Raw genomic sequence first — 18,648 nt, forward strand, 5'->3', positions numbered from 1 at the left:
ATGGACGAACTTGCGTCGCCATCGAGGGCGAAGCCCGTGCCGCCTCATCAACGTGCGTGCGCGATGGCGGCCCACTTTCATGCCTTGAACTTGCAGCGCCTGGCTGATTCGGCGGCTGCCATAGGTCCTGCCGCTGACTTCGAACGCCGCCCTGACGGCCACAGCATCCACCGATGTCGTGGTGCCGCGGCATGGGCGCTTGAGCGACTCGTAGTACCCCGCCCGACTGACCTCGAAGATCCGGCATAGCTGCACGATGGGCGCCTTCTCCGACCAATCCGTGATCAACCGATGGATCACTTCAGTTCCCGGGCGAAGAAGGCGGACGCTTTTTTTAGCAAATCATTGTCCGATTTCAGCTGCCGGTTCTCCGCTTCGAGCTGCCTGATCCGCTGCTGCTCCGGCGTCAGCGGCTTGCCCAGTCCGGGCTCGCCTGACTTCTCGGCGTCGAACTGCTCGAGCCAGCGACGCACCGCCGTCTCGCCAACGCCAAGATCCTTGCAGACCTGGCTCACGCTCAGGTCTTGCTCGCGAACCATGCGCACCACTTGCAGCTTGAACGCCGCGTCAAACGTACGTCTTGTCTTTGTCATCTCAGTCGGGACCTCTCGGGATTGAGCTCCCTATCGAGGTGTCCGGACGGATTGGACCACTGCAGTGATGCCCATCCCAACCGTGGGAGTGGCAGCCTGCCGAACCCGCCGCCGTTCACCCTGAGCTTGTCGAAGGGCCCAATGGCACATCGCTGGCTTCGACAAGCTCAGCCCGAACGGAAAGGTGATGCCCATCCCAACCGTGGGAGTGGGAGCCTGCCGCACCCGACCACCGTTCACCCTGAGCTTGTCGAAGGGCCCGCATCACCAGGCTTCGACAGGCTCAGCCCGAACGGAAAGGTGTGCTCATCCCAACCGTGGGAGTGGCAGCCTGCCGAACCCCACCGCCGTTCACCCTGAGCTTGTCGAAGGGCCCAATGGCACATCGCTGGCTTCGACAAGCTCAGCCCGAACGGAAAGGTGATGCCCATCCCAACCGTGGGAGTGGGAGCCTGCCGCAACCCACCACCGTTCACCCTGAGCTTGTCGAAGGGCCCGCATCACCAGGCTTCGACAAGCTCAGCCCGAACGGAAAGGTGGTGCTCATCCCAGCCGTGGGAGGGGGAGCCTGCCGCAACCCACCACCGTTCACCCTGAGCTTGTCGAAGGGCCCGCATCACCAGGCTTCGACAAGCTCAGCCCGAACGGAAAGGCGGTGCTCATCCCAGCCGTGGGAGGGGGAGCCTGCCGCACCCCACCACCGTTCACCCTGAGCTTGTCGAAGGGCCCAATGGCACATCGCTGGCTTCGACAGGCTCAGCCCGAACGGGCGATGTGCGAGCCGATGCCACTCTCATTTCAAGCGCAGGCGAGTCGCATCTCAGTGCGCCGAGACAGGCGACAAAGCGTTTCCGCGGACAGGTTCAGATGCGAAGCCAGGTCCTTCTGCACCAGGCGGCCGATGAGCTGAGGATGGCGGCGCGAGAAGGCGTCGACCCGCGCGGAGGCATCGAGCAGCAGCAGGCCGACGGCATGGTCGACGAGCGTCTGGCCCAGCGTGACGACGCGGTCGTGGAAGACCTGCTGAGCCTGGGGATGCCGCGCGAGGAAGGCACACCACTCGCTCATCGGCAGCGAGGCCACGCAGCCGCTGGCCGCGCACACCACCGAGTACGCCACCGCGTCCTGCCGGCGCCAGGCTTCGTAGCAGGTCTCGAAGTCGCCCTCGCCGGCGAAGCGCAAGGTCATCTCGCGGCCTTGCGGGCTGGTGACGATGCGCTTGAGCAAACCCTCGAGCACGAAGAACTGGCGCAGCTCGCGGCTGCCTTGCTCGAGCATGCATTCGCCGCGATGCGTGTCGTGCATCTCGAGCAGGTCGATGAGCTCGGCCAATGCGCCGTCATCGAGCTGCGCCAGTAGCGGATGCCGGGCGAGTTGCAGGCCGAGGAAGTGATGCCGCGGATGGGTCGACAGGTGTTGCTTCATGCGGAGCAACTCTAGGTGTGGCGATGCACGCTGCATCCAGTGAAACGTCATCGTCCGCATGGGACTTCACGCACCTTCGGCACGTGACGAAGGTCACGCCGAACCTGCGGGAAATCCGCGATGCCCATTCCCGGAAAGTTGACCCGGGTCAAGCGAATTCGAGGGCCCTCGGCGGGACAGTGACCCCGCAGTCGACAGCCACCCTTCGCGGCCGTCGCACCCCTCGAGAGTCCGCCAGGAGCCCACCAGGAGTCACCTTTCCATGAGCCACGCCAACCCTGCCTTTACCCCCTCCCAAAGCACGCCGAGTCCGCAGTTCCGATGGGGACAGCTCGCGATGGGCATCGTCTGCATGGCGATGATCGCCAACCTGCAGTACGGATGGACGCTGTTCGTCAATCCGATCTCCGAGAAGTACGGCTGGACGCGCGCCGCGATCCAGGTCGCGTTCACGATCTTCGTGCTGGCCGAGACCTGGCTGGTGCCCATCGAGGGCTACCTGGTCGACAAGTTCGGCCCGCGTCCGGTGGTGCTGGGCGGCGGCCTGCTGTGCGGCCTCGGCTGGGTGCTGAACTCCTTTGCCGATTCACTGCCGCTGCTGTACTTCGCGGCCGCCGTCAGCGGTGTCGGCGCAGGTGCCGTCTACGGCACTTGCGTGGGCAATGCGCTGAAGTGGTTCCCCGACCGCCGCGGCCTCGCCGCGGGCCTCACGGCCGCGGGCTTCGGTGCCGGCTCGGCGCTGACCATCCTGCCGATCACGATGATGATCAAGGCGCAGGGCTACGAGTCCGCGTTCCTCTACTTCGGCATCGGGCAGGGCCTGGTGGTGATGCTGCTGGCGCTGTTCCTCGCCAACCCCAACGCCTTCAAGAAGGGCAGCTCGGCCGGTTCGCACCTGACGCAAAGCCGTCGCGACTACAGCCCCTCCGAAGTGCTGCGCAAGCCGGTGTTCTGGGTCATGTACGCGATGTTCGTCATGGTCGCGGCCGGCGGCCTGATGGCCACCGCGCAGCTCGCGCCCATCGCCAAGGATTTCAAGATCGGCGACGTGCCGGTGAACATCATGGGGCTGGTGCTGCCCGCGCTGACTTTCGCGATGGCCATCGACCGCGTGCTCAACGGCCTGACGCGTCCGTTCTTCGGCTGGGTCTCCGACCGCATCGGCCGCGAGCAGACGATGTTCATCTGCTTCGCGCTGGAGTCCGTCGGCATCCTCGCGCTGTACCAGTTCGGCTCGCATCCGGTCGCCTTCGTGGTGCTCACCGGCCTGGTGTTCTTCGCCTGGGGCGAGATCTACAGCCTGTTCCCCTCGACCTGCGCCGACACCTTCGGCTCCAAGTACGCCGCGGCCAACGCCGGCATGCTGTACACCGCCAAGGGCACGGCCTCTTTGCTCGTGCCGCTGTCCAGCGTCCTGATGGCGGCCACCGGCAGCTGGCACGCGGTGTTCATCGCCGCGAGCTTCATGAACGCGGCGGCCGCGTTGCTGGCCTGGTTCGTGCTGCGGCCGATGCGCCAGCGGCAGATGGCCGAGGCGATGTTCGTGCCGTCGGCCGGCACGCCGCGCGTCGAGCCGGCTCCCCAGGGCGCGCGCGCCTGAGTGCCGTGACCCGCGTGAAAGGTCGGGGTCGATGCCAACAATGCCCTGAGGTCTCTTGACGCCGTCAGCCGGCATACAGGTAAACCCTGAGAAAATGGCTCCCAGTTGTTCTTCGACTGGGAGCCTGAATTGCATCTCGCCCTCGCGCTTTACCGCCTGTATGAGTCGCGCCGCGTCCACCGCGCGCTGAAGACCCTGGCCCTCGAGACCCGTACGCTGCTCGCCGCGCTGGCGAGCCCTCACCAGATCATCGACGAGGTCCAGGCCATGCGTGCGATGCAGCTCGAGGCGGCCCGCATCGAGCCCACGCAACCGGCCCGCGCGGCCGTCCTGCGGCATCACGCGGCCCGCATGGGGTTGTAGCCAGCCTTCTTCTTTTCGGACTCGTCGGGAGACGAGCCCTTCATCACCGATCGCATCGGCGTAAACACGCACGCCGCGTTCCGTGAATCTTGACTGCGGTCAACGGCGTTTCGTCCTACGCAGATTGACGATGTCTCCACACAGACATTCGACTCCCCTCCCGGGAGCGTCATCAGGAGACATCGCATGAACGCAGCTGCATTTCCCTTCTCGATCACGGCGCGGGTCACCCTGGTGGCCGCAGCCGCCACGATGGCGATGGCCACCCCCGCGTGGGCGTGGGAGCCCGCCAAGCCGGTCGAGTTCATCGTGCCGGCCGGCACCGGTGGCGGCGCCGACCAGATGGCGCGCCTCATCCAGGGGATCATCGTCAAGCACAAGCTGATGAACCAGTCGATGATCGTCGTGAACAAGTCCGGTGGCGCGGGCGCCGAGGGCTTCCTCGACATCAAGGGCGCCAAGGGCGATCCGCACAAGATCATCATCACCCTGTCCAACCTGTTCACGACGCCGATCGCCACCGGCGTGCCCTTCAACTGGAAGGACATGACGCCGGTCTCGATGATGGCGCTCGACCAGTTCGTGCTGTGGGTCAACGCCACGTCGCCGTACAAGACCGCCAGCGAGTACATCGCCGCCGTGAAGGCCGCCGGCCCGAGCAAGTTCAAGATGGGCGGCACCGGCTCCAAGCAGGAAGACCAGATCATCACCGTCAGCCTCGAGAAGGCGACGGGCACCAAGTTCATCTACGTGCCTTACAAGGGCGGCGGCGAGGTCGCGGTGCAGCTCGTCGGCGATCACATCAACTCCACCGTCAACAACCCCATCGAGGCGGTGGCGCAGTGGCGCGCGGGCTCGCTGCGCCCGCTGTGCGTGTTCGACCACGAGCGCATGCCCTACAAGACCAAGGTCACCGAGACGCAGTCCTGGGCTGACATCCCGACCTGCAAGGAGGCCGGGGTGCCCACCGACTACGTGATGCTGCGGGGCCTGTTCATGGCGCCCGGCGTGACGCCCGACCAGCAGGCCTACTACGTCAACCTGATGCAGAAGGTGCGCGAGACGCCGGACTGGAAGGAGTACATGGAGAAGGGCGCCTTCAACACCACCGCGATGTCCGGCGCCGACTTCCAGAAGTGGCTCGCCGGCGCCGAGGCGGCCCACAAGGCGCTGATGACCGAAGCCGGCTTCGTCGTCGCCCAGCAGTAGTCGCTGCACCCCTCCCACTCACAGGAGTGATCCATGGCTCATGAACAGCCCGTGGGGCAGGCGCGCCCGCTCGTGCGCAACAACCGCATCGATGCGATGGTGGCGGCGCTGCTGACGATGGTCGGCCTGGTCGTCCTGGTCGAGGCCCGGCGCCTGGGCGCCGGCTGGACCAGCGACGGCCCCGGCCCCGGCTACTTCCCCTTCTACATCGGCGCGCTGCTGGCCATAGGCGGCGTCGGCATCCTGTACCAGTCGCTGCTGTCGAAGACGGCGAACACCGGCACCTTCGTCGACAGCGAGCAGTTCAAGCGCGTGATGTCGGTGCTGCTGCCCGCCGTGCTGTACGTGGCGGTGATCATGGTGCTGGGCCAGTACGTCGCCTCGGCCATCTTCATCGCGCTGTTCATGGTGTGGCTCGGCAAGTACTCGTGGCTCAAGAGCGTGGTGGTCGGCCTGGCCGTCAACGCGTTGTTCTTCGCCATGTTCGAGGTCTGGTTCAAGGTGCCGCTGTTCAAGGGCGCCTTCGATCTCCTGGCCTTCCTCGGCTACTGACCTCCTGCAAGGAGCAGACCCAAATGGAAGAACTCTCCGCCCTCTTCCAGGGCTTCGCCGTGGTGCTCACGCCGACCAACATCGGCCTGATGTTCATCGGCATCACCCTGGGCGTCCTGATCGGCGTGCTGCCGGGCCTCGGCGGCGCCAACGGCGTCGCCATCCTGTTGCCGCTCACCTTCGCCATGTCGCCCACTTCGGCGATCGTGATGCTGTCGTGCATCTACTGGGGCGCGCTGTTCGGCGGCGCGATCACCTCGGTGCTGTTCAACATTCCGGGAGAGCCCTGGTCCGTGGCCACCACCTTCGACGGCTATCCGTTGGCGCAGAAGGGCAAGGCCGGCGAGGCGCTGACGGCCGCCTTCACCTCCTCGTTCATCGGTGCCTTTGTCGCGGTGCTGATGATCACCTTCCTCGCGCCACTGGTGGCCAAGTTCGCGCTGAAGTTCGGCGCGCCGGAGTTCTTCGCCGTCTACCTGCTCACCTTCTGCAGCTTCGTGGGCATGGGCAAGGGGTCACCGTTCAAGGTGCTGGTGTCGATGGCGCTCGGCTTCGCGCTGGCGACGGTCGGCATGGATACCGTGACCGGCCAGCTGCGCATGACCTTCGGCATCCCGGACCTGATGCGGGGCTTCGACTTCCTGATCGCGGTCATCGGCCTGTTCGGCATCGGCGAGATCCTGCTGTCGATGGAAGAGGGCCTGAACTTCTCAGGCAAGGCCGCGCGCATCAACCCGAAGGTGGTGTGGGAGACGTGGAAGCAGCTGCCGCGCTACTGGATCACCTCGGTGCGCAGTTCGCTGGTCGGCATGTGGATGGGCATCACCCCCGGCGGCGCGACACCGGCCTCGTTCATGAGCTATGGCCTGGCGAAGAAGATGTCCAAGAACGGCGAGAAGTTCGGCACCGGCGAGGTCGAAGGCGTGATCGCGCCGGAGACGGCGGCGCACGCAGCAGGCACCAGCGCGCTGCTGCCCATGCTCGCGCTGGGCATCCCCGGCTCGCCGACTGCGGCGGTGCTGCTGGGCGGCCTGCTGATCTGGGGCCTGCAGCCCGGGCCGCTGCTGTTCACCGAGCAGAAGGATTTCGTCTGGGGCCTGATCGCCAGCATGTACCTGGGCAACCTGGCCGGGCTGATCGTGGTGCTGTCGACGGTGCCGCTGTTCGCGTCCATCCTGCGCATCCCCTTCTCGATCATCGCGCCGGTGATCATCGTGATCTGCGCGATCGGCGCCTACACGGTGCACAGCGCCATGCTCGACGTCTGGTTGATGCTGGCCTTCGGCGTGATCGGCTACGTCTTCAAGAAGCTCGACTACCCGCTCGCGCCGCTGGTGCTGGCGCTGGTGCTCGGCGACAAGGCGGAGGACTCGTTCCGCCAGTCGATGCTGGTGTCGCAGGGCGACGTCGGGATCATGTGGTCCAACCCGCTGGTGGGCACCATCACGACGCTCGCGCTGACGATGTTGTTCTGGCCGCTGCTGTCGAAGCTGCTGGCGCTGGTTCGCACGCCGAAGGCCAAGCCGGCGTTCGCCGACGAACAACCCGTGGATTGAGAGCAGGCTGAATCGCCTTGAACGCCGCGGCCTCGGCCGCGGCGTTCTGCTTTCAGATCTTCCCGCTATGTCGGAGGCGGCTGAGCGTCTCGGCGGAGAGGTTCAGGTACGACGCCAGCTGCTTCTGCGGAATCCGGTCGACGAGGTCGGGATGCTTGCGCACGAAGCGGTGCACCCGCCCCGGCGCGTCCAGCAGGTGCAGCGTGATGGTGTGGGCCATGATCTCGCTCATCACGCGCATCACGTAGAACTCGAACGAGGCCTTGGCCTTGGGGTGCGCATCGAGGAAGGCCGCCCACTCCTTCAGCGGCATGCGGATCACGCGGGCCTTGGTGACGCAGACGATGCCGTAGGGCGTGGGGGTGCCGAGCCGCCAGGCGGCGTAGCTCGTCTCCATGTCGTTCTCGTCGGCGAAGCGAAGGATCATCTCCTTGCCTTCCTGGTTCGACACGACGCGCTTGAGGATGCCGTCGATGATGAAGTACTGCTCCATCTCGCGCACGCCCTGGTAGAGCAGGAAGTCGCCCTTGCCGCCGTCGAACACCGACATGTGGGGCTCCAGCTCCTCGCGGTCCGCATCGTCGAGATCCTTCAGCACGTCGTTGTGCTTGAGCTCCAGGCGGATCACGTTCCTTTCGGGATGGGTGGCCAGCAACGTCATGGCAGCGAGGCTTGATTTTTTGAATGTTGACCGCGGTCAACGAAGAAATCGACGCCCGCGAATGATAGTCGTCGCACGCCATTGATTCCCCCCCGGGATACCTGAAGGAGACACATGTCCAGCGTCCTCGACAACCCGCCGGCAGCCCGCGAGAGTGCCGCGCCCAAGACGGTCCCAGCGCAGACCGACGGCTTCCACCTCGTCATCGACGCGCTGAAGCTCAACGGCATCGACACCATCTTCGGCCTGCCCGGCATCCCCATTACCGACCTGACCCGGCTCGCGCAGGCCGAGGGCCTGCGGGTGATCTCATTCCGCCATGAGCAGCATGCCGGCAACGCCGCCGCCGCCGCGGGCTTCCTGACGCAGAAGCCGGGCATCTGCCTGACCGTCTCCGCGCCCGGCTTCCTCAACGGCCTGACCGCGCTGGCGAACGCCACCACCAACTGCTTCCCGATGATCCTCATCAGCGGCTCGTCGGAGCGCGAGATCGTCGACCTGCAGCAGGGCGACTACGAGGAGATGGACCAGCTCGCCATCGCCAAGCCGCTGTGCAAGGCCGCCTTCCGCGTGCTGCATGCGCAGGACATCGGCGTGGGCATCGCGCGCGCCATCCGCTCCGCGCTGTCGGGCCGCCCGGGCGGCGTCTACCTCGACCTGCCGGCCAAGCTGTTCTCGCAGACCATGGATGCGGTGGCCGGCCGCGACTCGCTGATCAAGGTGATCGACCCGGCACCGCGCCAGATCCCCGCGCCGGACACGGTGCAGCGTGCACTGCAGGTGCTCGAAAGCGCCAGGCGGCCGCTGATCCTGCTCGGCAAGGGCGCGGCCTATGCGCAGGCCGACGACGAGATCCGCGCCCTGGTCGAGAAGACCGGCATCCCCTACCTGCCGATGTCGATGGCCAAGGGCCTGCTGCCCGACACGCACGAGCAATCCGCCTCCGCCGCGCGCTCCTACGCGCTGGCCGAGGCGGACGTGGTGATGCTGGTCGGCGCGCGCCTGAACTGGCTGCTCTCGCACGGCAAGGGCAAGACCTGGGGCGGTCCGGACCCGGTGAAGGTGGCGAAGAAGTTCATCCAGATCGACATCTCGCCGACCGAGATCGACAGCAACGTGCCCATCGCGGCGCCGCTGATCGGCGACATCGGCTCCTGCGTGTCCGCGCTGCTTGCCGGCATCGGCGACCACTGGAGGAAGCCGCCGGCGGAGTGGACCGGCGCCATCGCCGACCGCAAGGACAAGAACCTGTCGAAGATGGCCGCGATGCTCAGGCAGGACGCGGTGCCGATGAACTTCCACGGCGCGCTGGGCGTGATCCGCGACCTGGTCAAGGAGCGGCCGGACGCGATCATCGTCAACGAGGGTGCCAACACGCTGGACTTCGGCCGCAGCATCGTCGACATGTACCAGCCCCGCAAGCGCCTGGACTGCGGGACCTGGGGAATCATGGGCATAGGGATGGGCTTCGCGGTGGCCGCCGCGGTGACGACCGGCAAGCCGGTCATCGCGATCGAGGGCGACTCGGCCTTCGGCTTCAGCGGCATGGAGGTCGAGACCATCTGCCGCTATGACCTGCCGGTCTGCGTCGTCGTCTTCAACAACAACGGCGTCTACAAGGGCACCGACGTGAACCCCACGGGCCACGCCGACCCGGCGCCCACCGTGTTCGTCAAGAACTCTCGCTACGAGCTGCTGATGGAGGCCTTCGGCGGCAAGGGCGTCGTGGCCCGCACGCCCGCCGAGCTGAAGAGCGCCCTGCAGGAGGCCGTCGCCACCGGCCGGCCGACCCTGATCAACGCTGTCATCGACGAGACCGCCGGCACCGAGAGCGGCCGCATCACCAGCCTGAACCCCGCCAAGGCGGCCATCAACAAGTAATCCATCTTGAAAGACAAGGAGCGAACCATGAGCAAGCCCCTCGAAGGTGTCCGCATCATCGATTTCACCCACGTCCAGGCCGGCCCCGCATGCACCCAGATGCTGGCCTGGTTCGGCGCCGACGTGATCAAGGTCGAGCGCCCCGGCTCGGGCGACGTCACCCGCAGCCAGCTGCGCGACATCCCCGATGCCGACGCGCTGTACTTCACCATGCTCAACAGCAACAAGCGCTCGCTGACGCTGGACACCAAGACGTCCGACGGCAAGAAGGTGCTGGAGGACCTGATCAAGCGCTCGGACGTGATGGTCGAGAACTTCGGCCCCGGCGCGCTGGACCGCATGGGCTTCACCTGGGAGTACATCCAGAAGCTCAACCCCGGCATGATCCTGGCCTCGGTCAAGGGCTTCAGCGAAGGCCACCACTACGAGGACCTGAAGGTCTACGAGAACGTCGCGCAATGCGCCGGCGGCGCGGCCTCGACCACCGGCTGGTGGAAGGGCGAGAACTCGGCGCCGACCATCTCTGCGGCCGCGCTGGGCGACACCAACACCGGCATGCACCTGGCCATCGGCATCCTGACGGCCTACATCGGCCGCCAGAAGACCGGCAAGGGCCAGAAGGTGGCGGTGTCGATGCAGGACGCCGTGCTGAACCTGTGCCGCGTGAAGATGCGCGACCAGCAGCGCCTGGAACGCGTGGGCTACCTCGAGGAGTACCCGCAGTACCCGCACGAGATGGAAGCCTTCGCCGACAAGGTGACGCCGCGCGGCGGCAATGCCGGCGGCGGCGGCCAGCCGGGCTGGATCCTGAAGTGCAAGGGCTGGGAGACCGACCCCAACGCCTACATCTACTTCACGGTGCAGGGCCATGCCTGGGAGCCGATCTGCGACGCGCTGGGCAAGCCGGAGTGGAAGACCGACCCGGCCTACACCACCCCCAAGGCTCGCCAGCCGCACATCGAGAAGATCTTCGCCACCATCGAGGACTTCATCAAGGACAAGACCAAGTTCGAGGCGGTCGACATCTTCCGCAAGTACGACATCCCCTGCGCCCCGGTGCTGTCGATGAAGGAGCTGCTGCGCGACGAATCGCTGCGCAAGAGCGGCTCGATCGTGGAAGTGCCGCACAAGGTGCGCGGCAGCTACTACACGATCGGCAGCCCGATCAAGTTCTCGGACCTCAAGCCCGAAGTGACCGCCTCCCCGCTGCTGGGCGAGCACACCGACGACGTGCTGGCCGAGCTGGGCTACACGCCGGACCAGATCGCGACCTTCCACGCGGTGAAGGTGGTCTGAGCCCGAGGGCACGCCCGTGGCCGGCGTCCTGTGGCTGGCGCAAGGCGGCGCCCTGCGCTGCCGCACCGAGCACAGCCTGCACATCCTGCCCCCCACGCTTGCGCTGTGGGTGGCGCAGGGGGTGCGCAGCGAGGTGCAAGGCCTGGGCGGTGCGCGCTTGCGGCGCATCGAGCTGTCCGTGGCGGATGAAGCCGTCAGCTGCAGCGTCACGCTGGCGGGGCCCCTGCTGGCGTCCCTGGCCGATACCCTGGACGGTGTGGCGGACGACGAATCCGCCACGCCGCGCCAGCGGCTCGCCCTCGCGGTCGCGCGTGAAGAGCTGCAACGCGCCGAGCCCTTGCCCATTGGCATCGCGCTGCCGCGCTCGCCCGCGTTGCGGCGGGCCTGCGAAGCGGCGCTGCGAGAAGAGGCGCCAGGGGACTGCAGCCTGCTTGCCCTTGCCGAGGCCGCCCACACCAGCGTGCGCACCTTGGCGCGGAGGTTCCAGCAAGAGCTGGCAACGCCCTTCAGCGAGTGGCGCTCCCAGGTGCGGCTGGCCCGGATGATCACGCTGTGGGCGGAAGGCCACAGCCTGGGCGCCAGCGCGGCGGCGGTCGGCTACGCGAATCCGAGCGCGATGTCTTTCATGGTGCGGCGGCTCGTCGGGATGACGCCCAGCCGCCTGCTCATGTCGAGGCCCTAGCCTGCGCGTCCGAAGACCAGCGTCAGGTTGTTGGCCGGCATGTCGAAGCGGCGTTGCAGCGCCAGGCCGGCGCGATGTGCTTCCGCTTCGACCTCCGCCAGGCGCCGCAGGCCCCAGGACGGGTCGCGGGCGCGCAGGCTGGCATCGAAGGCGAGGTTGCTGTCCGCCGTCGGCTCGCCGTCGACGATGAACGGGCCGTAGACGATGAGCAGGCCGCCACTTTCGACCAGGTGCCGCGAGGCGCCTTGCATTAGCGCCGCGCACGTCGCCCACGGCGAGATGTGCAGCATGTTGGCGCAGTAGATCGCATCGAATGGCCCGAGGGCGGCGGGCCAGGGGGAGGCGAGCACGTCCAGACGCAGAACGGGCAGCACGTTGGCCAGGCCCGCGCAGCGCGCCGCGATGCCGGGCAGGGAGCTCTCGTCGGCATCGGTCGGCTGCCATCGCCAGGCCGGCTGCGCCGCGGCAAAGTGGGCCGCGTGCTGGCCGGTGCCGGAGGCGATCTCGAGCACGGTGGCCGATGGCGGGAGCCACTGCCGGAGCACGCTCAGGACGGGCTCCTTGTTGCGATCCGCGGCGGGGCTGAATGGCAGGGCTTCGGAACTCATGGCCGGATCATGCTCCTGCCGGGCGGGTGGTCGGCGCGTGGCTGAAGGAAGTCGGGATCCCCTGCCGAGCGGTGGTGTGAGAAGCTGCGCCGTGCGACAGCCGTCGGCTGCTGCCATCCCCGCATCCGCCCACCTCCAGGAGACCGGCCTTGAGCGACACCGAGAAGCATGTTGCACGGATCATCGAGACCTACCGATCGGCCGTCTACGCCAAGGATGCCGCGGCGCTCATGCGCCTGTACGACCCGAAGGTACGGGTGTTCGATGCCTGGGGAGTCTGGTCTTACGAGAACGCCGAGGCCTGGCAGCGAACCGTCGAGAGCTGGTTCGGCTCCCTGGGGCAGGAACGGGTGAAGGTCACGTTCGACGACGTCATCGTCACCGATGCCCGCGAGTCGGCCATCGTCAGTGCCATCGTCACCTACGCCAGCGTTTCGCCTGAAGGCACGGCGCTGCGCGCGATGCAGAATCGCCTGACCTGGGGCCTCAAGACCAGCGGGCACGTGCTGCGCATCGTTCACGAGCACACCTCGGCGCCCATCGGCTTCGAGGACCAGAAGGCTATTCTTCAGCGTGCAGCCACCCCGTCGGCGAACTGAAAGACACAGGAGACGACACCATGTCCAAGGCCGCATTCAGCGTCGAGGCGTTCGGCATCTATCTGCTGGTCCTCGGGGTAGGGCTCGCGTTCGTCCCTAACCTGCTGCTGTCGGTCTTCGGCATGCCCCGGACCGAAGAGGTCTGGATCCGCGTCGTCGGCGTGCTGGTCTTCAACATCGGCGTGTACTACTGGTTCGCCGCAAAGGGCGAGGCGACCGAAGTCTTCCAGGCGTCGGTCTACACGCGGGTGCTCGTCCTCGCCTCGTTTGCGGCTTTTGCACTCCTCGGCCTGGCGAGCCCGGTCCTGATCCTCTTCGGCGCGGCCGACTTCGCCGGCGCGGTCTGGACCTGGTTCTCGCTCAGGGCGAGCTCTCCGATCGTCGGACGGGCCGGCGCCTGAAGCCCGCTCGTCCTTGCCGCGGCCGGAACGAGTTCTGGCGGCTGTTTCATCCCGTGCACTCAAGGCAGGAGCCACCCCATGAAGCGTGTGACCGGAATTGGCGGAATCTTCTTCAAGGCCAGGGACCCGAAGGCCCTTCGCGAGTGGTATCGCGAGCATCTCGGCTTCGACCTGGAGGAGTGGGGCGGGGCGGTCTTTCGCTGGGCCACGCCGGACAACGCCAGCGGCGCGGGAACGACCGTCTGGAGCCTGTTCGAAGATTCATCGACGTACTTCGCTCCCAGCACCGCGCCGTTCATGATCAACTACCGCGTCGCGGATCTGCACTCCCTGCTCGCCGCGCTTCGAGCCGAGGGATGCACCGTGGACGACAAGGTCGACGAATCTGAGCTGGGCAAGTTCGGCTGGGTCATGGACCCCGAGGGAAACCGCGTGGAGCTGTGGCAACCGCCTGAAGGACGATGAGTCGCCGCGTGGCCGCCACGCAGGGCGCTTCCAACCGTGTTTCATCGACTGGCCGCTGACGCCACCCTCGTTCTGCACCTGGCATTCATCGCCTTCGCCTTGTTCGGTGCGGTGTTGGCGTGGCGTTGGCGTTGGGTTCCGCTGGTCCAGCTCCCTGCCGCGGCTTGGGGCATCTTCGTGGAAGCCACGGGTCGCTTGTGCCCGCTCACCGGCCTCGAGAATCACTTTCGTGTGCTGGCCGGCCAAGGCGGATACGCCGAAGGTTTCATCGAGCGCTATCTCCTGCCCGTGATCTACCCCTCTGGCCTCACGCGCGATGTCCAGCTGGTCCTTGCCATCATCGTCCTGGCCGTCAATGGGGCGATCTATGGCATCCTCTTCTGGCGGCGTCGGCACCATGCCTATCCGGAGTGACGCATCGAGCGACGGACCATGCAGAGCCAGCCCTGCGAACCGAACATCTTCGAATCGAAGCGCCTGCATGCTCGCCGTATAGGGCCGGCGGATGCGCCGGCCATGCATCGGGTGTACGGCGATGCTGGCGCCATGCGCTGGGTAGGCGACGGACAACCGCTCGATCTGGCCCAGTGCGAACACTGGGTCGAGGTGACGCTGCGCAACTATGCTGAACGCGGCTACGGGATGTTCGCCCTCGCCAGTCGAGAGTCTGGCGAGGTGATCGGCTTTTGCGGGCTGGTCCATCCCGGCGGCCAGCGGGAAGTGGAGTTGAAGTACGCCCTTCGCCGCGAATCCTGGGGGCGCGGCCTGGCCTCGGAGGCTGCTGCCGCCATGTTGGGCTACGCCGGATCCGTCCTGGGCATTCGACGCGTCATCGCGACCACCGCACCGGACAACGTCGCTTCCCATCGGGTCCTTCTCAAGGCCGGCATGCGACGCGGAGAACTTCGCGCCAACGACGACGGAAGCTTCACGCAGCTCTTTGCCTGGACGGCCGAAGGTGGCGAGAATGCGCCCTGACGCCCTCGGAGAGGCTGGGAGGCAAGATGGCAGCATGCACCATCGTTCACTCTGACAAGCGCAGGCGGGTCCGCCTCGTGGGCCACGACTGAGGTGGCACGGGCCATGGATTCGATCAAGCTGCGGGTCGGTCGGCCCATCACCCCGGACCAGTTCGAAGAGCTCTCGGACGAGCAGCTCGTGCGGCTGATCCCCAAGGCCTACCGCGAGTTCTTCCCGGGCAAGGACTTCTGCGCGGACGGGCATTTCTACCTGCACGACGGCACGGCCTGGTGCTTCTATCGTGGCGGCTTCCTCGACGAGTAGCCGCGGTCAGCACGTGTTGCGGATGCCACCACTTCGCCACATCATTGCTGTCGCCTACACCGCGGTCGGCTTCGCTCTGAGCTTCGTCCTGCTGGCGCAAGTGATCGGCCCGGATTCCCCGTGGCTCGTCTTGCTGCTGATGTTCTATTTCATGGGCCTGGCCAAGGTCGCCGAGCCGCTCGTCGTGATGGGGATGCCCGCATCGCTCAGGGCCGTTCGTGCCTGGGAGGCATCGGGGCAGGTCTACCGGCAGCTGGGGGTCCAGCGTTTTGGCCGGCTGCTGCGCGACACGCCGCTGCGCCACCTCAACTCGGGCGTCTATCTTTCGTCCGATGCGCCAGACCTGTCGGGCCTCTACAACCGAGCGGCGTCAGCGGAGGCCACGCACTTCTGGGCGGCGCTGCTGTGGACGCCGTACACCGTCTACCTGTTGCTCACACGCCGACTGGGCATGGCGTTGCTGTTCGTCGCCGTCCAGTTGCTCTTCAACGTCTATCCGATCCTGCATCTGCGCTGGCTGCGCGGGCGACTGGATGGGCTGCGCGGACGCAGCCGCCACCGATTCGTCGCGTAGCGCGCTGCTCAGCCCGCTGCCTTGCGCGTTCGCGCCGACATCACCCTCGGCAGGCTGTCCTCTATCCAGTCGGCCAGGGCCCGCACGCGCTGGGCGGCCTCCTCGCCCAAGGGGCTGAGGCTGTATTCGACGTGGGGCGGCACCACGTCCAGCGCGACGCGGTCGACCAGGCCGTCGCCCTCCAGCCGCTGCAGGCTCTGCGCCAGCATGCGTTCGCTGACGCCGCCGATGGCGCGGCGAAGTTCGCTGAAACGGTGGGTGCCGGTGTCGAGCACCAGCAGGATCAGCACGCCCCAGCGGCTGGTCAGGTGCATCAGCACTTCGCGCGAGGGGCACTGCTCGGCGAGCAGGTTGGCCTTGCGTTTCTGGAGCAGCTTGGCGGCGGAGCGCGGGGTCGAGGTCATGGCGGTCCAGTCACTTACCTTTTTGTAAGTACTTACGGAAAGTTTGTGTTCATCCTACAGTAGCCGCTCTTTCCTCACCAGCACAAGAAAGGCACAGCCATGATCGGCATCACCGGCGCCACCGGCCAGTTGGGACGCATCGTCGTCGAGAAGCTCAAGCAAAAGTTCCAAGGGCAGCCCGACGCCGCGCAGATCGTCGCCCTCGTTCGCTCGCCGGAGAAGGCGGCAGACCTCGGCGTGACCGCCCGCGCGGCCTCCTACGGGGATCCGCAGGCGCTCGCCGCAGCGCTGAAGGGCATTGACACCCTGCTGCTGATCTCCTCGAGCGAGGTCGGCCAGCGACTCGCGCAGCACCAGAACGTGATCGAGGCGGCCGCCAAGGCCGGCGTGAAGCACCTCGTCTACACCAGCCTGCTGCGGGCGGACACCTCGCCTCTGAGCCTGGCCCAGGAGCACCTGGAGACCGAGAAGCTGATCCGCGCCAGCGGCATCCCGTTCACGATCCTGCGCAACAGCTGGTACATCGAGAACCACGCGGCCTCGGCCAAGACGGCGGTGGCGGCCGGAGCGCTGATCGGCTGTGCGGGCGAAGGCCGCATCTCCGGCGCCACGCGGGAGGACTATGCCGAGGCCGCAGTGGCCGTGCTCACCGGCTCCGGCCACGCCGGCAAGACCTACGAGCTGGGCGGAGACGAGGCCTACACCCTGGCGCAGCTGGCGGCCGAGATCTCGCGCCAGGCCGGCAAGGACGTCCCCTACCGCAACCTCAGCCAGCCCGACTACGCCGCGGCGCTGGAGGGCTTCGGCCTGCCGGGCTGGCTGGCGCAGGCGCTGGCGTCATGGGATGCCGATGCGTCGCGCAACGTGCTGCTCGAAGAGGGCCGGGCGCTGTCCACGCTGATCGGGCGGCCCACCACGCCGCTGTCGGTGGCGGTGGCGCGAGCGCTCGCCTGATCGCCCGCGGGCTCGCCGTTTGCTGAATGCGGGGCTGGAGCCCCGCGTCAGCATGTCCTCGACCATCGCCCTGATCCGCCATGCCGAGAAGCCATCGGAGGACGGCCGGCTGGTGGGCGTGGACGAGGCGGGTTTCCTCGATGCCAACGAGCTGACCGTTCGCGGGTGGCAGCGGGCCGGTGCACTGGCGCGTTTCTTCGCCGGTTTCGACTGCGGACCGTCCTTCCTGCCGAGCCATCTGGTCGCGGCTGCGCCGAACGCCGCGCACCCGAGCAAGCGCTGCATCAGCACGCTGCTGCCCCTGGCCGGCCACTGCGGGCTGGTCGTCGCCACGCCCTTCCACGTGGGTGCCGAGGGCCATCTCGCGCAGTACCTGGACGGGCTGCACGGCCTCGTCGTCGTGTCCTGGGAGCACAAGCGCATCCCCTCGCTGGCACGCTTGCTCGCGGCCGATGCGTCGGACGTTCCGCCGGAGTGGCCCCCGGACCGCTTCGACCTCGTCTGGTTGTTGGTGCCCGACGGCTCGGGCGGCCGGCGCTTCGCCCAACTGCCTCAGTTGCTGCTCAGCGGAGACGCTGCGACCGTCGCGGACGGTCGCGGTGTCCCGGCCTAGGGCCCCCCCAGGAGGGGTCAGACGCGCTGCTCGGTCGCCCTGTCCTGCGGAGGAAGAACGATCGCCTCGGCGGCAGGGGTCACGGGCCTGAGGGGCGCCAAGGCTCCCGAGCGCGTCAGGTGTCCATACAGGTAGCGGTATCCCTGGCTGCTGGGGTGCAGGCCGTCTGCGGCGAACAGGACATGGCGGTCCCTCGCCAGCAGGTGCCGGTGCGGGCCGTCATGGAAGCCCACGTATTCGACCCGGTGCATCGCCGCCGCTCGGTGGAACATCTCGCAGGCGAGGCGGGTGCGGTACGACATCCACCAGCTGAAGGGCGGCCGGAACAGCGGCGCCAGGCCGATGTCGCCCGGACCCAGCCAGACGACCCGGCGCCCTAGCTGCTTCAGGCGCGTGAGCAAGGGGTCGATCGCCAGGGCGGCCTGCTGCAAGGTGGCCGTGCGCATGATGTCGTTGCCGCCTATGTGCAGCAGCACGAGGTCGAAGCGGCGGCCGTCGTGGGGCAGCCGGCGCAACTGCTGCAGCACGTCGGCGATGCAGGCCCCGCCGACGCTGAGGTTGACCAGTTCGGCCTCGCGGTACTCGGCTGTCAGCAGGCCGCCGATCGAATCGGTGGGCCGCTCGGCACCCACGCCGACGCCGGTGGAGTCGCCCACGATCAGCATCCGCTTGCGGGCGCGCACCGCCCGGTACTGGTAGGGGCGCGAGGGCTTGCGGGATTCCGCTTCCCGCAGGGCGCGGCGCACGCGCAGGGCCTGGTCGAAACTGACCGCCACCAGCGCGCCGGCCGCAGCTGCCGCGGCGTAGCACAGCAGCGCGAGCGGACTGAGGGCCTGGCGGGGGAGGTCCGACATAACGGTCAACTTGAGTCGTGTTGCCCTGCCTTGAGCAAGCCACATGCCCGCCGGCGGCGCAGCGTCGAATGCGC

General features: G+C 67.2%; 24 protein-coding genes. 17 read left to right on the forward strand and 7 right to left on the reverse strand.

Translation table 11 applies throughout. The features are described 5' to 3' along the window. The 3 genes from ACS5PM_RS25680 to ACS5PM_RS25690 form a co-directional block, all read right to left on the reverse strand. Positions 1–300, reverse strand: a 300-nt coding sequence (locus tag ACS5PM_RS25680; RefSeq protein ID WP_439390663.1) for an IS3 family transposase, incomplete at its 3' end; no start/stop codon positions are given. Next, a complete protein-coding gene (locus ACS5PM_RS25685) occupies positions 297–593 on the reverse strand; it encodes a transposase (RefSeq protein WP_439390664.1) in 297 nt (98 codons plus the stop codon). The genes ACS5PM_RS25685 and ACS5PM_RS25680, both read right to left, overlap by 4 nt. 798 nt (positions 594–1,391) lie before the next feature. Next, the gene (locus ACS5PM_RS25690; RefSeq protein ID WP_439390666.1) at positions 1,392–2,018 is read right to left on the reverse strand and encodes a Crp/Fnr family transcriptional regulator; all 627 of its coding nucleotides are present in this window, start codon (positions 2,016–2,018) and stop codon (positions 1,392–1,394) included. A gap of 262 nt (positions 2,019–2,280) precedes the next feature. Between ACS5PM_RS25690 and oxlT the strand changes: the two genes are divergently transcribed. The 5 genes from oxlT to ACS5PM_RS25715 all read left to right on the forward strand — a co-directional run bounded on the left by oxlT (position 2,281) and on the right by ACS5PM_RS25715 (position 7,298). Next, positions 2,281–3,618 carry an oxalate/formate MFS antiporter gene (oxlT, locus tag ACS5PM_RS25695; protein ID WP_439390667.1) on the forward strand — a complete coding sequence of 446 codons (1,338 nt, stop codon included), beginning with the start codon at positions 2,281–2,283 and terminating at the stop codon, positions 3,616–3,618. A 129-nt stretch (positions 3,619–3,747) separates the two neighbouring features. Further along, positions 3,748–3,981 (forward strand): hypothetical protein, encoded by a 234-nt coding sequence (locus ACS5PM_RS25700; RefSeq protein WP_439390668.1) that lies wholly within the window; start codon positions 3,748–3,750, stop codon positions 3,979–3,981. A gap of 252 nt (positions 3,982–4,233) precedes the next feature. Then, the gene (locus ACS5PM_RS25705) at positions 4,234–5,190 is read left to right on the forward strand and encodes a Bug family tripartite tricarboxylate transporter substrate binding protein (RefSeq protein WP_439390916.1); all 957 of its coding nucleotides are present in this window, start codon (positions 4,234–4,236) and stop codon (positions 5,188–5,190) included. Positions 5,191–5,223: 33 nt separating this feature from the next. Next, complete coding sequence (locus ACS5PM_RS25710) at positions 5,224–5,742, forward strand: tripartite tricarboxylate transporter TctB family protein (protein WP_439390669.1); 519 nt, start codon at positions 5,224–5,226, stop codon at positions 5,740–5,742. A gap of 23 nt (positions 5,743–5,765) precedes the next feature. Further along, positions 5,766–7,298 (forward strand): tripartite tricarboxylate transporter permease, encoded by a 1,533-nt coding sequence (locus tag ACS5PM_RS25715; RefSeq protein WP_439390670.1) that lies wholly within the window; start codon positions 5,766–5,768, stop codon positions 7,296–7,298. A 52-nt stretch (positions 7,299–7,350) separates the two neighbouring features. Here ACS5PM_RS25715 and ACS5PM_RS25720 read toward each other — a convergent pair whose 3' ends face one another. Beyond that, the gene (locus tag ACS5PM_RS25720; RefSeq protein WP_439390671.1) at positions 7,351–7,959 is read right to left on the reverse strand and encodes a Crp/Fnr family transcriptional regulator; all 609 of its coding nucleotides are present in this window, start codon (positions 7,957–7,959) and stop codon (positions 7,351–7,353) included. Between the two features lie 114 nt (positions 7,960–8,073). Between ACS5PM_RS25720 and oxc the strand changes: the two genes are divergently transcribed. The 3 genes from oxc to ACS5PM_RS25735 are packed head-to-tail and all read left to right on the forward strand — an operon-like array spanning position 8,074 to position 11,818. After that, entirely contained in the window at positions 8,074–9,840 is a 1,767-nt protein-coding gene (gene oxc / locus ACS5PM_RS25725; protein WP_439390672.1) for an oxalyl-CoA decarboxylase, read from the forward strand. A gap of 27 nt (positions 9,841–9,867) precedes the next feature. After that, positions 9,868–11,136 carry a formyl-CoA transferase gene (gene frc / locus ACS5PM_RS25730; protein WP_439390673.1) on the forward strand — a complete coding sequence of 423 codons (1,269 nt, stop codon included), beginning with the start codon at positions 9,868–9,870 and terminating at the stop codon, positions 11,134–11,136. A 16-nt stretch (positions 11,137–11,152) separates the two neighbouring features. Next, positions 11,153–11,818, forward strand: a complete 666-nt coding sequence (locus ACS5PM_RS25735; RefSeq protein ID WP_439390674.1) for an AraC family transcriptional regulator — start codon at positions 11,153–11,155, stop codon at positions 11,816–11,818. On the opposite strand, the gene ACS5PM_RS25740 is transcribed toward ACS5PM_RS25735, so the two are convergent. After that, positions 11,815–12,426, reverse strand: a complete 612-nt coding sequence (locus ACS5PM_RS25740) for a DUF938 domain-containing protein (RefSeq protein WP_439390676.1) — start codon at positions 12,424–12,426, stop codon at positions 11,815–11,817. The genes ACS5PM_RS25735 and ACS5PM_RS25740 overlap by 4 nt on opposite strands. Positions 12,427–12,575: 149 nt before the next feature. Between ACS5PM_RS25740 and ACS5PM_RS25745 the strand changes: the two genes are divergently transcribed. The 7 genes from ACS5PM_RS25745 (at position 12,576) to ACS5PM_RS25775 (ending at position 15,749) form a co-directional block, all read left to right on the forward strand. Beyond that, positions 12,576–13,025: a YybH family protein gene (locus ACS5PM_RS25745; protein WP_439390677.1), complete on the forward strand. Its 450-nt coding sequence runs from the start codon at positions 12,576–12,578 to the stop codon at positions 13,023–13,025. Positions 13,026–13,045: 20 nt separating this feature from the next. After that, positions 13,046–13,426, forward strand: coding sequence for a hypothetical protein (locus tag ACS5PM_RS25750; protein ID WP_439390678.1), 381 nt, complete (start codon positions 13,046–13,048; stop codon positions 13,424–13,426). Positions 13,427–13,504: 78 nt separating this feature from the next. Further along, the gene (locus tag ACS5PM_RS25755; RefSeq protein WP_439390679.1) at positions 13,505–13,891 is read left to right on the forward strand and encodes a VOC family protein; all 387 of its coding nucleotides are present in this window, start codon (positions 13,505–13,507) and stop codon (positions 13,889–13,891) included. 36 nt (positions 13,892–13,927) lie between these two features. Then, entirely contained in the window at positions 13,928–14,305 is a 378-nt protein-coding gene (locus tag ACS5PM_RS25760) for a DUF2784 domain-containing protein (protein WP_439390681.1), read from the forward strand. An 18-nt stretch (positions 14,306–14,323) separates the two neighbouring features. Next, positions 14,324–14,869 carry a GNAT family N-acetyltransferase gene (locus tag ACS5PM_RS25765; RefSeq protein WP_439390682.1) on the forward strand — a complete coding sequence of 182 codons (546 nt, stop codon included), beginning with the start codon at positions 14,324–14,326 and terminating at the stop codon, positions 14,867–14,869. 105 nt (positions 14,870–14,974) lie between these two features. Next, positions 14,975–15,175: a hypothetical protein gene (locus ACS5PM_RS25770; RefSeq protein WP_439390683.1), complete on the forward strand. Its 201-nt coding sequence runs from the start codon at positions 14,975–14,977 to the stop codon at positions 15,173–15,175. Positions 15,176–15,197: 22 nt separating this feature from the next. After that, positions 15,198–15,749: a glycosyl-4,4'-diaponeurosporenoate acyltransferase CrtO family protein gene (locus ACS5PM_RS25775; RefSeq protein ID WP_439390685.1), complete on the forward strand. Its 552-nt coding sequence runs from the start codon at positions 15,198–15,200 to the stop codon at positions 15,747–15,749. An 8-nt stretch (positions 15,750–15,757) separates the two neighbouring features. On the opposite strand, the gene ACS5PM_RS25780 is transcribed toward ACS5PM_RS25775, so the two are convergent. After that, entirely contained in the window at positions 15,758–16,153 is a 396-nt protein-coding gene (locus tag ACS5PM_RS25780) for a winged helix-turn-helix transcriptional regulator (protein ID WP_439390686.1), read from the reverse strand. Positions 16,154–16,252: 99 nt separating this feature from the next. Between ACS5PM_RS25780 and ACS5PM_RS25785 the strand changes: the two genes are divergently transcribed. Next, positions 16,253–17,107, forward strand: a complete 855-nt coding sequence (locus ACS5PM_RS25785) for an SDR family oxidoreductase (RefSeq protein WP_439390688.1) — start codon at positions 16,253–16,255, stop codon at positions 17,105–17,107. 52 nt (positions 17,108–17,159) lie between these two features. Further along, a complete protein-coding gene (locus ACS5PM_RS25790; protein ID WP_439390690.1) occupies positions 17,160–17,720 on the forward strand; it encodes a histidine phosphatase family protein in 561 nt (186 codons plus the stop codon). A 17-nt stretch (positions 17,721–17,737) separates the two neighbouring features. Here the strand turns inward: ACS5PM_RS25790 and ACS5PM_RS25795 are convergent, their stop codons facing one another. Then, positions 17,738–18,574 (reverse strand): GDSL-type esterase/lipase family protein, encoded by an 837-nt coding sequence (locus ACS5PM_RS25795; RefSeq protein ID WP_439390691.1) that lies wholly within the window; start codon positions 18,572–18,574, stop codon positions 17,738–17,740. Between the last annotated feature and the right edge of the window lie 74 nt (positions 18,575–18,648).

Origin of the sequence: Ideonella flava (assembly GCF_051857595.1) — a bacterium.
Classification (GTDB): Bacteria; Pseudomonadota; Gammaproteobacteria; order Burkholderiales; family Burkholderiaceae_C; genus Ideonella.

Excerpts from the sequence above, each read along its gene's own strand:
- ACS5PM_RS25715 (WP_439390670.1), top strand. The coding sequence starts at position 5,766 with ATGGAAGAACTCTCCGCCCTCTTCCAGGGCTTCGCCGTGGTGCTCACG.
- ACS5PM_RS25685 (WP_439390664.1), bottom strand. The coding sequence starts at position 593 with ATGACAAAGACAAGACGTACGTTTGACGCGGCGTTCAAGCTGCAAGTG.
- ACS5PM_RS25740 (WP_439390676.1), bottom strand. The coding sequence starts at position 12,426 with ATGAGTTCCGAAGCCCTGCCATTCAGCCCCGCCGCGGATCGCAACAAG.
- ACS5PM_RS25795 (WP_439390691.1), bottom strand. The coding sequence starts at position 18,574 with ATGTCGGACCTCCCCCGCCAGGCCCTCAGTCCGCTCGCGCTGCTGTGC.
- ACS5PM_RS25750 (WP_439390678.1), top strand. The coding sequence starts at position 13,046 with ATGTCCAAGGCCGCATTCAGCGTCGAGGCGTTCGGCATCTATCTGCTG.
- ACS5PM_RS25755 (WP_439390679.1), top strand. The coding sequence starts at position 13,505 with ATGAAGCGTGTGACCGGAATTGGCGGAATCTTCTTCAAGGCCAGGGAC.
- ACS5PM_RS25770 (WP_439390683.1), top strand. The coding sequence starts at position 14,975 with ATGGATTCGATCAAGCTGCGGGTCGGTCGGCCCATCACCCCGGACCAG.
- ACS5PM_RS25790 (WP_439390690.1), top strand. The coding sequence starts at position 17,160 with ATGTCCTCGACCATCGCCCTGATCCGCCATGCCGAGAAGCCATCGGAG.
- ACS5PM_RS25775 (WP_439390685.1), top strand. The coding sequence starts at position 15,198 with ATGCCACCACTTCGCCACATCATTGCTGTCGCCTACACCGCGGTCGGC.
- ACS5PM_RS25780 (WP_439390686.1), bottom strand. The coding sequence starts at position 16,153 with ATGACCTCGACCCCGCGCTCCGCCGCCAAGCTGCTCCAGAAACGCAAG.
- oxlT (WP_439390667.1), top strand. The coding sequence starts at position 2,281 with ATGAGCCACGCCAACCCTGCCTTTACCCCCTCCCAAAGCACGCCGAGT.
- ACS5PM_RS25690 (WP_439390666.1), bottom strand. The coding sequence starts at position 2,018 with ATGAAGCAACACCTGTCGACCCATCCGCGGCATCACTTCCTCGGCCTG.
- ACS5PM_RS25785 (WP_439390688.1), top strand. The coding sequence starts at position 16,253 with ATGATCGGCATCACCGGCGCCACCGGCCAGTTGGGACGCATCGTCGTC.
- ACS5PM_RS25720 (WP_439390671.1), bottom strand. The coding sequence starts at position 7,959 with ATGACGTTGCTGGCCACCCATCCCGAAAGGAACGTGATCCGCCTGGAG.
- ACS5PM_RS25710 (WP_439390669.1), top strand. The coding sequence starts at position 5,224 with ATGGCTCATGAACAGCCCGTGGGGCAGGCGCGCCCGCTCGTGCGCAAC.
- oxc (WP_439390672.1), top strand. The coding sequence starts at position 8,074 with ATGTCCAGCGTCCTCGACAACCCGCCGGCAGCCCGCGAGAGTGCCGCG.
- ACS5PM_RS25765 (WP_439390682.1), top strand. The coding sequence starts at position 14,324 with ATGCAGAGCCAGCCCTGCGAACCGAACATCTTCGAATCGAAGCGCCTG.
- frc (WP_439390673.1), top strand. The coding sequence starts at position 9,868 with ATGAGCAAGCCCCTCGAAGGTGTCCGCATCATCGATTTCACCCACGTC.
- ACS5PM_RS25705 (WP_439390916.1), top strand. The coding sequence starts at position 4,234 with ATGGCGATGGCCACCCCCGCGTGGGCGTGGGAGCCCGCCAAGCCGGTC.